Origin of the sequence: Colwellia hornerae, from assembly GCF_007954355.1 — a bacterium.
In the GTDB taxonomy this organism is placed as follows: Bacteria; Pseudomonadota; Gammaproteobacteria; order Enterobacterales; family Alteromonadaceae; genus Colwellia_A; species Colwellia_A hornerae.
Genome location: NZ_VOLR01000007.1, coordinates 106,385 through 119,893 on the forward strand (window position 1 = coordinate 106,385; position 13,509 = coordinate 119,893).

9 protein-coding genes and 1 tRNA gene are annotated in these 13,509 nt (G+C 41.5%); 9 read left to right on the forward strand and 1 reads right to left on the reverse strand.

Annotated features, from left to right (window positions below; all coding sequences use genetic code 11):
* Positions 1–231: 231 nt before the first annotated feature.
* The 8 genes from nadA (at position 232) to ESZ26_RS06660 (ending at position 7,921) form a co-directional block, all read left to right on the forward strand.
* Positions 232–1,275: a quinolinate synthase NadA gene (gene nadA, locus ESZ26_RS06625; protein WP_146798960.1), complete on the forward strand. Its 1,044-nt coding sequence runs from the start codon at positions 232–234 to the stop codon at positions 1,273–1,275.
* 260 nt (positions 1,276–1,535) lie between these two features.
* Positions 1,536–1,625: transfer RNA gene (locus tag ESZ26_RS06630), tRNA-Ser, on the forward strand.
* A 251-nt stretch (positions 1,626–1,876) separates the two neighbouring features.
* Entirely contained in the window at positions 1,877–2,407 is a 531-nt protein-coding gene (locus ESZ26_RS06635) for a sigma-70 family RNA polymerase sigma factor (protein WP_146798961.1), read from the forward strand.
* Positions 2,404–3,102, forward strand: coding sequence for an anti-sigma factor (locus tag ESZ26_RS06640; protein ID WP_146798962.1), 699 nt, complete (start codon positions 2,404–2,406; stop codon positions 3,100–3,102). The genes ESZ26_RS06635 and ESZ26_RS06640 overlap by 4 nt, the downstream gene beginning before the upstream one ends.
* A gap of 437 nt (positions 3,103–3,539) precedes the next feature.
* Positions 3,540–5,093 (forward strand): DUF4331 domain-containing protein, encoded by a 1,554-nt coding sequence (locus ESZ26_RS06645; protein ID WP_395880849.1) that lies wholly within the window; start codon positions 3,540–3,542, stop codon positions 5,091–5,093.
* An 11-nt stretch (positions 5,094–5,104) separates the two neighbouring features.
* The gene (locus ESZ26_RS06650) at positions 5,105–5,647 is read left to right on the forward strand and encodes an Ig-like domain-containing protein (protein WP_146798964.1); all 543 of its coding nucleotides are present in this window, start codon (positions 5,105–5,107) and stop codon (positions 5,645–5,647) included.
* A 35-nt stretch (positions 5,648–5,682) separates the two neighbouring features.
* The gene (locus tag ESZ26_RS06655) at positions 5,683–6,738 is read left to right on the forward strand and encodes a tetratricopeptide repeat protein (RefSeq protein WP_146798965.1); all 1,056 of its coding nucleotides are present in this window, start codon (positions 5,683–5,685) and stop codon (positions 6,736–6,738) included.
* 73 nt (positions 6,739–6,811) lie between these two features.
* Positions 6,812–7,921, forward strand: coding sequence for a HupE/UreJ family protein (locus ESZ26_RS06660; RefSeq protein WP_146798966.1), 1,110 nt, complete (start codon positions 6,812–6,814; stop codon positions 7,919–7,921).
* Positions 7,922–8,122: 201 nt separating this feature from the next.
* Here the strand turns inward: ESZ26_RS06660 and katG are convergent, their stop codons facing one another.
* Complete coding sequence (katG, locus tag ESZ26_RS06665) at positions 8,123–10,297, reverse strand: catalase/peroxidase HPI (protein ID WP_146798967.1); 2,175 nt, start codon at positions 10,295–10,297, stop codon at positions 8,123–8,125.
* 377 nt (positions 10,298–10,674) lie between these two features.
* Here katG and ESZ26_RS06670 point away from each other — a divergent pair, with 377 nt between their 5' ends.
* Positions 10,675–13,461 (forward strand): hypothetical protein, encoded by a 2,787-nt coding sequence (locus tag ESZ26_RS06670; RefSeq protein ID WP_146798968.1) that lies wholly within the window; start codon positions 10,675–10,677, stop codon positions 13,459–13,461.
* The last annotated feature ends 48 nt before the right edge of the window (positions 13,462–13,509 follow it).

The window sequence follows — 13,509 nt, forward strand, 5'->3', positions numbered from 1 at the left end:
AATCCTTCACGGCCGACCACCTTTGAATTTCTAAGTCAGGTAGTAAATAACTTTAAAGTCTTAACGACAGCCTATTTCATCATTAATATCTTATTAAAAAGCCACTGCTTCGATAAAATTCCAGCCTGTTATTATCTTGTTTTAATCTTTAATAGTTAAAAGTCTTATACACATCACGATATCTATATCGTATAATTGTGCGGTATTTAAAGAGATCATCAGAGATAAATAATGTCGCAAAGTAATTTAGCTGTAGAATTTGATTTTCAATTTCCAGCGAAACCAGCACCACTTTCAGAAAATGAACGTAGCCAATATAAAGATCGTATTAAAACTTTATTGAAAGAAAAAAATGCGGTACTTATTGCTCATTATTATACCGACCCTGAAATTCAGGCGTTAGCTGAAGAAACCGGTGGCTGTGTTGCCGACTCTTTAGAAATGGCGCGCTTTGGTAACAATCATCCAGCAACGACGCTAATTATTGCTGGTGTTCGTTTTATGGGCGAAACCGCGAAAGTACTGACACCTGAAAAAACAGTGGTTATGCCAACACTTGAAGCAACCTGTTCTTTAGATTTAGGCTGTCCTATCGAAGAGTTCTCTGCTTTTTGTGATCAGCATCCTGACCGAACTGTGGTTGTGTATGCGAATACCTCTACAGCGGTAAAAGCAAGAGCGGATTGGATCGTCACTTCTTCTTGTGCGTTAGAAATTATTGAACATCTTGACGAGCAAGGTGAAAAAATTCTTTGGGGACCTGACCGTCATTTAGGCGCTTATATTCAAAAGCAAACTGGTGCTGAAATGTTAATGTGGCAGGGCGCTTGTATCGTTCATGACGAGTTTAAAAGCAAAGCGTTAATGGATATGAAAGCTTTGCACCCCGATGCCGCTATTTTGGTACACCCAGAGTCTCCTGCAGACATTATTGAGCTTGCTGATGCTGTTGGTTCAACCAGCCAGCTGATTAAAGCTGCTCAAGTGATGGCCAATAAAAAATTTATTGTCGCAACAGACCGTGGTATTTTTTATAAAATGCAACAGTTATGCCCAGATAAAGAATTCTTTGAAGCACCAACAGCGGGTGAAGGCGCAACTTGTAAAAGTTGTGCTCATTGCCCATGGATGGCAATGAACGGTTTAAAAGAGATCGAAGACGCTTTGCTTAATCCTTTAGGTAGAGAAGTGTTTGTCGACATGAAACTTCGCGACGGTGCATTAAAATCATTAGATCGTATGTTAACGTTCAACGCTGCTTTAGCTGATAAATAACCAGCAAGTAGATTTTTTGCTGATAAAATAATCAGTTGGCCATTTTTTATTAAAATTAAGTTGTGTTGGCTATTAAATTTACCTACCATAGCGCAACTTTATTTTATGGCTTGCCTATAAGTTTAAAGTGTTTATATGGTAATTTTACGCAGTTGATTATCCGTATAGCGAGTCCATACTCGTGTGAAAAAAATTTTTAATAGATAAAATTATCATGCTAATCAATTTTTAATAAAATTAGCGTGTTAGTGAACAAAATTGGTGAGCTGGCCGAGTGGCTGAAGGCGCACGCCTGGAAAGCGTGTAAAGGTTTATCCCTTTCGAGAGTTCGAATCTCTCGCTCACCGCCATATAAAAAAACGGGCACTTCATTTGAAGTGCCCGTTTTTTTATGGCTGAAAGAAAAATAACACGGCCCTATTTTCACTTATCCTCAGACAATAACCTCATTGGTCATCATGCTGATATGTGTTATAAATTCTCCATTTTCGTTAGACTTTTTTGTTCAAATTCTTGTAAAGAGGATTGTAGCTAAATCATAACTGTTTAGGTTACTATCGATGCGCATACGTAATTTTCCTTAAAAAAAGAGCAATAAATAATGGAACATGAACAGCACTTAGCGTTACTTGGTGCGTCAGCCCAAGGTGACAAACAGGCGTTTTCGAAACTTTATCATGCGACTAGTAAACAGCTTTATGCAGTCTGTCTGAAAATGTTATCCAGCAAAGAGTTAGCCGAAGAAGCTCTGCAAGAGGCTTATGTTCGCATTTGGCATAACGCGTCTGAATATCGAACGGGTAAGGGCACAGTGTTAACTTGGATGGTTAGTATAGTGCGTTATCGCGCGCTGGACATTTTACGTTATCACAAAATTAGAAAAGAGGATGAACTCGTTGAGAATGAAAGTTTTGATCTCGATACCAGTGAGAAAATAAGTGACTCAGAACAACTCTTACTCGATAAATGTTTACAGCAGTTAGATCTTCAACAACGCCAAGCTATTTATTTAGCCTACTTCAATGGCTGTTCTCATCAAGAGGTGGTTAAACACCTAAATAACCCATTGGGTACAATTAAAAGCTGGATAAGACGTGGTCTTATGAGCTTACAGAGTTGCTTAACACCATGAATTATCAATCTGAAGACCTCAAAAACGCCCTCGCAGCAGAATACGTGCTCGGTACTTTACGTGGACCTGCTCGCCAGCGCTTTCAAAAATTGATGATGCAATTTCCGTTGATCAGTGATGCAACTCAAACATGGGAGCAACACCTCAACGGTTTAGGGCAAAAAATTCCACCAGTTACCCCCGATATAGTTGTTTGGCAGCGTATAGAAGATCAATTAGGTTTTGTTGCTCAGCCTACAAAAACCAATGTTGTGGCGATAACCAAGTCTAAGCCTCGAATTTGGCAAAGCATTGCAGGTTTAGCTTCAGCGGCTGCCATAGTTCTTGCCGTGTTGTTATTTAGCTTTCAACCACCACTTCAACCTGAGGTTCAACAACTTGCTTTGATGAGCAATGAACAAGCTGACTTACTATGGGCGCTAGAAATAGGTGCAGACACTATTAGCGTACAAGCGACCAAAAAATTAATAGCTAAGTCAGATGCTGATTATGAATTATGGATAGTTGCAGTAGATGGACGGCCTCCTATTTCTTTAGGCTTGCTACCTAAAGTCGGTAAGTTGGTTTTAAGTAAACCTCAGTTGTTTGATCAGATTGAGATTGCCGCGTTAGCGGTTAGTTTAGAGCCGTTAGGTGGTTCGCCGAATGGCTCGCCAACAACTGTGCTGTACACTTCAGAACTGGTTATTCTTTAGATATTATCCATCACTTAAACCGAATATTAACAAGCGAAACGAAAGTTTCGCTTTTTTTTAACCCGCTATTTGAGGCTGACACAAGTTAACAGCTTGTATATTTATTACAGATATTTCAATTAAATAACAAATAATCGACATTCTACAGTTTTATGACCTAGGCTTCGGGTAGCTGTTGTTGATTAAGTTGATTAAGGCGATATGACCTTAAAAAAGTGCAACAACGCTATCCAATATAAAAGTAAAAACGAATACGATCTGAACTATGGATCGGCTGAATAATAATTAATTTATAAAAAAGTTATTTTTTTTGCATCCAATTCATAATCTCGATCGTTTAACTTAATGAGCTTTCAAGAAAGTAACCATTAAGAACTATAAATTATAAAGGAAACGTCATGAAAAAATTTAAATTAACACTAATTGTATCGGCAATAATGAGTGCAACTTTGTCTCAAGCTGTATCTGCATCAAGCCATCGTGAAGCACCTAATGTCACGCGTATGCCAACAGTTGATTCAACTGATTTTTATGCATTCAACAGTTATGAAGAAGGTCGTGGCAATTACGTCACACTCATCGCAAATTACATTCCTTTACAGGATGCCTATGGTGGACCTAACTATTTCGCTATGGACCCTGCGGCAACTTATGCAATTCATATCGATAACGATGGTGACGCTGTTGAAGATATAACCTTTACTTTTAATTTTAACCAGATGTTAGGCAATAATAATGCAGGTGTTGCTTTGATGGTTGGCGCTGAAGGTGAACAGAAATCTGTTGGTGTACCACTTAAAAATGTTGGTGGCATCAGTATGGCAGATAAAAGTGCGGCTAATTTCTCTGAAAGCTACATGGTTAACATGATTTCTGGTCCAATGCGTACAGGTACCAGTGCTGCTGTTACTAATAGTACTTCGGGTGGAGCAAGTTTTGCTAAGCCACTCGATTACATCGGTAACAAAACATTTAGTAACGCTGAGCAGTATTCAGCTTATGCTAACAGCCATATATATTCAGCCGCGATACCTGGTTGTGATGCACCAGCAAAAGTATTTGTTGGTCAGCGTAAAGATGCATTTGCGGTTAACTTGGGTAAAGTTTTTGATTTAGTTAACTTTGTTCCTGTTGAAGGTGACAGTGCTCCTGGAGCAGGCGATGGTGAAGGCTTCCCTGGCGGTATTACACAATCAGCAAGTAATGACGATTTGGCTGACAAAAACGTTACGAGTATCGCTATTGAAGTACCGACAGCTTGTTTAACAGGCACAGGTAATGGCGTTATTGGTAGTTGGACTACGGCAAGTTTGCCTCAGGCCAGAATTTTGAATCCTAATGCTAGCTTTGATAACACCGAAGTAAATGGTGGTGCATTGACGCAAGTATCTCGTCTAGGTTCTCCTTTAGTGAATGAATTAGTTATTGGCTTGGCAGACAAAGATAAGTTCTCAGGTTCTCATCCAAGTGCTGATGGTCAGTTCGCTGATTATGTGACTCATCCAACGCTACCTGAACTTCTGAATATATTGTTTAAAGATGCGGTTAATACCACTTTAGGTGCAAATATCGAAACGTTGGCACCAACTAACTTCCCTAGGGTTGATTTAGTTACCGCATTTTTAACTGGTTTCCCAGGTGTTAATCAGTTATCAACAGTAACCGCCGCTGAAATGTTACGCTTGAATACGGGTATTGCAGCAGTGGCAGCCGATATGCAGTCATCGTTTGGTGTTGCTGGTGACGATTTAGCTGGTTTTCCAAATGGTCGCCGACCAGGAGATGATGTGGTAGATATTGCCCTTCGTGTTGTTATGGGTCGTTTATGTTACCCCATTCCTGTTAATGGCACAGATACAGACTTGGGCTTGTGTACACCAGAAGATGCAAGTGTTGGTAATGTACCCTTTACAGATGGTGCACCAAGTAATGCATCTATGATGGATACTAGCTTCCCATACTTGGCAATGCCGCTACCAGGTTCTAAATAAGGAACACTATTATGTTATATAGTAAAAAAAATACAGCATCACATCTTAGCAGTGCCTTTAAGCTAAAAGGGGTCGCGTTAAGTCTCGCGGCCACTATGCTAGTGTCAGGTTGTAGTGATGATGTAAATGAGCTACCGATTACGCAAAACGCGCCACCGACTACGATATCGGTCGATTTGATCACTCAAACAGAAACGCCTATCACAGATATGTTAAGCGGAAATGATGAGAATGGTGACGCGTTGACCTTTAGCCTAGTGCAAGAACCGACGCTAGGAATGGTTACTATTGATAGTAATGGTGGCTTCACTTATCAGCCTAATGATGAGGTGACTGGCAGCGACAGCTTTACTTTTGCTGTCACTGATGGAATTAACTTTCCTGTCAACGGTACAATTAACATTACTATTGAAGCGCTGGAAGTGTCATTTGCCAGTTATAGTCGTGCAGCCTTTAGTCAGCAATCACATGACGAACCCTTGGCCGTAAATGGTCGCGTGTTTGTTCAAGATGCTGAGGACCCAGCAGCATACGACGACTTATTTCAACAGTAGAACCATCTTGACTGCGCCAAGGAAGGCGCCCTTTTATGGATAATGATATGCCAATACTACGTTTTACTATCTCCTTGTTATTATTGGCTTATATTGCCACTTCCTCGCCGGTATATTCAGAAAGTTACGTACCCAAATCAAATCAAAGTATCGTTGCTAGCTGGACGGTACCTAAACCTGCACAACAGCCAAAGGTTTTTATCGCCCAACTGCTCAATGACGCAAGTAAGCCCGGCCTAGCAAGTCGTTATTATGGCCGTGCTGGCGCTTTACTCAAACCCTTGTTGGTCGCTAATCCTGATGATCTAGAGCTACAATTTTATTCAGCAACAGTCTTGCAGCATTATCATCAATTTAATCAGGCGCAACAATTACTGACTCAGATACTTGAATATCAGCCAGACAACGTCGCTGCTTGGTTAATGAAAGCTAATATACACATGGTACAAGGTGATCTTGCTGCAGCGAAAAGTGCTTGTCTACAGGTCTTGGGGCAGGGCAGTTTATTTATTAGTAGCGCCTGCGTGCTTGAGGTTAGTGCTGAACAAGGCCAAGTTGCCCAAAGTTACCAACAGTTAATAAATATTGTTAAGATTGCCGGTGATATACCTATGGCACAACAGGTGTGGCTTAATCAAATTTTAGCTGACCTTGCCCACCGTCAGCAGCTAACAGAGCAAGCCATTGACCATTTGTCTGGCTATCCATTAAATCAAGCACCGGTTAGTTATTTGGCGCTATGGGCGGATATCTATTTAGCACAACAACAAGGTCAAATTGTCTTAGAGACACTAGGGCCCATTGTCGAAGCGAGCGACAGTTTTGATGACGCTTTATTACTGCGTTTGACCCTTGCAGAGCAAATAACCAAGGCAACTACTGGCGTATGGCAGCAACGACTAACCCAACGTATTGAAATACGTTTACAACGAAATGACACTGCTCACGCTGCAGATATTGCCCAATATTATCTCGACATTGTGCCTAACCCTATTAAAGCTCTACATTGGGCTAAAATTAATTGGCAACAAGCTAAGTTGGGTTCGGATGAACGTCTACTCAAACGTGCTTTAGCGGTACAAGGATCTTAACAATACCACTCAAATCTAAGTAACACGTCAACACAATACATCTTAATAAACAGTAAAAGTAGTGAGATAAAATATGCAGCAGTGGTTAAAAATATGGCTAATAAGCCTGTCGTTATTACTGGCCAATACTGTCGCCGCTCATCAATTGAGCACCAGTTACATTATTGCCGAAATTGACGATACCGGTCGTATCAGTGGGGAATGGCAATTGAGCTTGACTGATTTAGAATTAGCCGTTGGCTTGGATATAAATGCTAACGGTGAGCTGACGTGGGGAGAGGTCAAAAGTCGACAAGCTGAGATCGCTAGCTATTTGGCTGAGCATTTATTATTGAGTCGTGAAAATTTAAGGTGTAACTTACGCTTTGAGGTCATGGAGCGTTTACAAGATCATGCCAATGAAGCTTTCGCAGTCACTGATTTTTCAGGTCAGTGCCCAATCAGTGGTTCATTAGAAGTCGCCTACAGTGCAATATTTTCGTTAGATAGTAGTCATGAGGTGGTTTTAAATATTGGTGATGGTAACCATTTACACAGTTTAGTCTTAGACGACAGCACCCGAAAAATCACCATAGATTTGAGCAAAGGTAGTGCCTGGACAACCTTTACACAATTTGTTTATCAAGGCGTTGTTCATATTTGGATCGGTATAGACCATATCCTGTTTTTGCTCGCCTTGTTATTGCCGGCGGTGCTACAGCGTAAAGATAAAAAATGGCAAGCTATCTCGAGTGTTAAAACTATTTTGACTAACACCGTATGGATCGTCAGTGCATTTACTCTGGCGCATTCGCTAACGTTAACAGCGACTGCCTTAGGCTGGTTAAGCCCTAGTAGTCGTTGGGTCGAGCTGGGCATTGCTCTATCGGTTTTATTTGCAGCACTCAATAATATTTGGCCAGTGGTTTTACGTTTGGCTTGGTTAACCTTTGCCTTTGGTTTATTACACGGTATGGGCTTTGCTGGCGTCTTAGGAGAGTTAGGCTTACCTGCTGATCAACAGTTACTGAGTATACTAGCCTTTAATCTTGGTGTTGAAATCGGCCAGTTAGCGATACTTGTTATTTTACTCCCGGTATTAATTTTACTACGTAATACCACGTTTTATACAAGAGGTGTTCTACCCGTTGGCTCTATATTAATTGCGATTATGGCCGTGCAATGGAGTGTAGAACGTTGGTAAACTTAGAAAAGTATTGCGCATGCAATGGCTTTATGGATCAAGTGATAGACTTGAAGGATACTGGGTCATCCCCGTTATTAGGTTGAAGAGTTTATAGTTAAAAAAAAGTATTGCGAGTGCAATACTTTTAAGTCGCGACTAAGTTAGCTAGATTAATAATTCACGCCGTGGTAAATAGCGGCGTGAAATTTTGCTTAATCATTAGACTAGATCGAAGCGATCAGCGTTCATCACACTCGCCCATGCCGTCACAAAATCAGCAACAAACTTCTCTTGGTTATCATCCTGCGCATAAACTTCAGCATATGAACGAAGAATTGAGTTAGAACCAAAGATAAGATCAACCCGTGTTGCTGTCCATTTTACTTCATTTGATTGACGATGGCGCATCTCATAAAGATTATCACTAACAGGTTCCCACGTATAATTCATGTCGGTTAAATTAACAAAATAATCGTTAGAAAGTACACCTTCACGTTCGGTGAATACACCATGTTTCGTACCATCGTAGTTAGTGCCAAGCATACGCATACCACCAATTAACACGGTCATCTGATGTGCGGTTAGCCCCATTAACTGACTTCGGTCAAGCATCAGTTCTTCTGCGCTGACAACATAGTCAGCTTTTAACCAGTTTCTATAAGCATCATGAGTTGGTTCTAGCACTTCGAAGGAATCAACATCAGTCATTTCATCTGTTGCATCGCCACGCCCTGGTGAAAAGGATACCGTTACTTCAAAACCAGCCGCTTTTGCAGACTGTTCAATGCCGACATTACCAGCTAAAACGATGACATCTGCGATACTTGCACCGCTACTTGTGGCAATACTTTCTAGGACAGAAAGTACTTTGGTCAAGCGTGCAGGCTCGTTACCTTGCCAATCTTTTTGTGGAGCAAGGCGAATGCGTGCGCCGTTGGCACCACCGCGTTTGTCCGAGTTACGGTAAGTTCGCGCACTATCCCAAGCAGTTGCAACCATTTCGCTGACACTTAAACCACTCGCTGCTATTTTTTTCTTCACCGAGTCAATATCGTAACCCGTGTTTCCAGCGGGAACAGGGTCTTGCCAAATAAGGTCTTCTTGAGGGACCTCTTTACCGATATAACGTGCCTTTGGCCCCATATCACGATGAGTGAGTTTGAACCATGCTCGGGCAAAAACATCAGAAAAATATTCAGGGTCGTTAGAGAAACGTTCTGAAATTTCACGGTACGCTGGGTCCATTTTCATCGCCATGTCGGCATCAGTCATAATAGGCGTTTGACGTTTAGTTGCATCTTCGACATCAACAGGCTTGTGTTCTTCTTTAATATTTATTGGTTGCCACTGCCAAGCACCTGCTGGGCTCTTCTTTAATTCCCATTCGTGGTTAAGCAACATCGAAAAATAACCGTTATCCCACTGAGTCGGATGTGTGGTCCATGCGCCTTCAATACCACTAGTGATGGTATCGCGACCAATGCCACGTTTGGTTTTATTGTTCCAGCCTAAACCTTGTTCAGTAATATCGCCGGCTTCTGGCTCTGGTCCTATCTGCGAAGCGTCACCATTGCCGTGACATTTTCCGACGGTGTGACCACCGGCTGTTAGGGCGACGGTTTCTTCATCGTTCATCGCCATACGCTCAAACGTTACTCGAATATCATGCGCTGTCTTAAGGGGATCGGGCTTGCCATCTACACCTTCAGGGTTAACGTATATCAGCCCCATCATTACTGCGGCTAAAGGATTTTCTAAATCACGCTCACCAGAATAACGGCTGCCTTCACTACCACTTGGTGCAAGCCATTCTTTTTCGGCGCCCCAATACGTGTCAATTTCTGGCTGCCAGATATCTTCGCGACCAAAGGCGAAGCCGAAAGTTTTTAACCCCATAGATTGATAAGCAACAGTGCCAGCGTAAGCAATTAAATCAGCCCAGCTAAGTTTGTTACCGTATTTCTTTTTGATAGGCCATAGTAGACGGCGCGCTTTATCTAAATTAGCGTTATCTGGCCAAGAATTTATTGGCGTAAAACGTTGATTGCCAGTTGCTGCACCACCGCGACCATCCGCGATACGATAGGTGCCGGCAGCATGCCAAGTCATGCGGATCATTAGGCCACCATAATGTCCCCAGTCCGCAGGCCACCAGTCTTGACTATCTGTCATGAGGGCATGCATATCTGTTTTAAGAGCAGCCATATCAAGATCTTTCAGGGTTTCACGGTAATTAAAATTCGCTCCCATAGGATTAGTCTTACTGTCATGTTGATGAAGAATGTCAAGATTAAGTGCTTTAGGCCACCATCCCATGTTCGACATACTGCTCTTTGTTGCACCACCGTGCATTACTGGGCATTTGCCAGTTGTCGTTGTTGTTTTGTCATTCATATGCAATTTCCTTTCGTTAATGGGGACTGAGCTGTTATAAATTAGAACGAAATAATACGAGATGATAACGCTAAGTGATCACTTTGAATTACTAATGATTATTAAAATACATCATAGTACATTCTTGATAAATTATGAGTTTTACTCACGTTAACGCATCAATAACGTATATCAATTTGTTCAGCTTTAAAAGCTTAGTTTTGAAAAGTTAACAGATCAGTGAATAAGTTAAACGATATAAGTAAGAGAAATTTATTATGTAACATTCCTGTCATTTTTCTTAAATAAAAATTACATATTACTTCCACATTTCTGTCATTTAACCTCAGTAGCATAGCCGCAACTTTATTCTAATAATTTCTGCGGAGCAGACTAACATGCAAATGAATTCACTCTTTAAAATAAGTACGCTAGCTTGTGCCATTACTTTAGCCAGTTGTGGTGGTGGCGATATTAAACTTTCATCTCAAGTGGATAACTCAGTAGGTGACACGACCATTACTAACCCAGCTCCAACAGACCCAATAGTGACTGAATTACCGGGCAAGTCTAGTTCGGTGTTAGGGCAAGACGTTTCAGCTGCTTTAGGTTTTGATGTTGCTGTGCAAGTGCTTGATGGAAAAATTACTAGCGATATGACTTTAGTCGCCAGTGCTGATAGCAAGCCGGTATTTTATGCAATTAGTGGTGCGTTAGAAGTGATGGCGGGAGCAACGCTAACCGTCGAGCCCGGCGTTGTTCTGTTTGGACAATCAGGTGGTGATTATGTCGTTGTGCACCGCGACGCAAAAATAATGGCAGAAGGTATAAAAACTAAACCTATTATTTTAACCTCACTGCAAGATGTTAAGGGTGAAGAAACAACAGCTGGTCAATGGGGTGGTGTAGTTATTTTAGGTAATGCCCCTTCAAATAAATGTCCTACTGATGGCAGTGCATGTGCACTTCAAATTGAAGGCGCTGAAGAAGGTGCTGTCTTTGGTGGCACAAACTGGGAAGACAATTCAGGTATTTTAAAATACCTTGTTGTTAAATATGCCGGATTTGAAATTGCGCCTGACAACGAACTTAATGGTATAACGTTTGGTGGTGTTGGCTCAGGAACAACGGTTGATTATATTCAAGTACATTCAAATGCCGATGACGGTGTTGAATTTTTTGGTGGCGCGGTCAATGTTAAACACTTGGTTTTAACGGCCAATAAAGATGACAGTATCGATTGGGACAATGGTTATAAAGGTATGTTGCAACATATCTATGTCGAACATGCTAAAAATGCTGGCGAAGCAAACCGCGGTATTGAAGGTGATAACGATGGTTCTTCTCCTGATAAAGTGCCACAGTCAGCGCCAATAATCGCTAACCTAACGATTGTGGGTAATAACTTTGACAGTGCAGATAAAGACTCTGAAGGTATTTATTTACGCGAAGGAACCGCAGCAAAAATATTTAATACGGTGGTAACCGGCACCAGTGAAATGGGTGAATGTTTAGAAATTGAGGGTGGCGCAACGAGCTCTGTAACCGTTAATAATGCTAACAGTGGTAAAATTGTTATGCAAAACAGTGTTATGGCTTGTAATAATGGCGAAAACTTCAAAAATGCTAAAGCGGATGATGGCAGTGTTTTACTTGACCTCGAAGCTTGGTTTAGTGCACAAACATCTAATAGTATCAGTAGTTCTATTTTAATTAATGAAAACGGTATTCCCGATGCTAACTCGCCACTCGTTGCTGATAATGCCGGACAAGATGTTGCCAATACACAAAATGCCTTTTTTGACTCAGTTGACTACATTGGCGCGTTCGACAGTGCTAACAACGCGGGTAACGATTGGCGTGAAGGTTGGGCATTTGGTTACGGTGGTGGTGTCGTTACTGCTCAGGCAGAAACACAAGGTTGTCCAACAGGTACCTCAGCCATTTCTTCAGTCAATGGTTCAAACATAACGTGTCAACTTAGTGGTGTTATTGCTAATAATTTAACCTTAACCGCTAATAATATTTATGCCTTAAATGGCGCCGTTTTTGTTGGTGGCGATAAAGTTAACTCAGCAACACTGACGATTGAAGCCGGTACAACCATTTATGGTCGTTCAGGTAGTGATTACCTAGTGGTTAGTCGTGACTCAGCAATTCAAGCAAATGGTACAGCCTTAAAACCTATCACTTTTACTTCAAGTCAAGATTTGACTGGCGCTGAAACAGGTGCAGGTCAATGGGGTGGAATAGTGTTGCTCGGTAATGCGACCTCAAATAAATGTCCAACGGATGGCAGTGACTGTGCACTTCAAATTGAGGGTGCTCAAGATGGCGCAGTTTTTGGCGGCACAGACGATGCAGACAGCTCGGGTACATTGCGTTATGTCGTTGTTAAGCATGCCGGTTATGAAATAGCTCCAGACAACGAACTGAACGGAATAACGTTCGGTGGTGTTGGCTCTGGTACCAAAGTCGAATATATTCAAGTACATGAAAATGCTGATGATGGTATCGAATTTTTTGGTGGCACGGTTAATCTTAAATACGTGGTCTTAACCTCTAACAAAGATGACAGCGTTGATTGGGATAATGGTTTTCGTGGCAACTTACAATATGTATTAGTTAAGCACGACCCACAAAATGGTGAAGCAAACCGTGGTATCGAAGGTGATAACGATGGTTCAACACCGAACAAACTACCACAATCAAACCCCAGTATTGCCAATATGACCATTATTGGTAATACATTTGATACCGCAGATAAAGACTCTGAAGGTGTTTATCTTCGAGAAGGCTCGAAAGCACAATTGCATAACTTTGTGGTAACAGGTCCAGTTGGCATGGGCGAATGTCTAGAGCTAGAAGCTGGCTTAACCGTAGACCAAGCAAAATCTGCTGATACGTTAATGAGCAACTCAGTTGTGGCTTGTGATGAAGCGTTTAAAAATTCAAAAGATTCCAGTGATGCAACGTTTGATTTAATGAGCTGGTTCATTAACGATAATACCGAAAACAGTACGGCTGCAAATACAAGTGCGGTATTAGAGGGCATTTTCACTATCGATACCACAACACCTAAAGACTTTACCGGTAATAGCTTTTTTGAAAATGCTGACCATGTAGGTGCCGTAACAAAAGCGAAAAACTGGACAGCAGGATGGACAGTAGGTCTTGAAGAATAATTAGACGTTGAAGGCGAACACTGCTTTTTCCAATAATCAGTGTTCGCT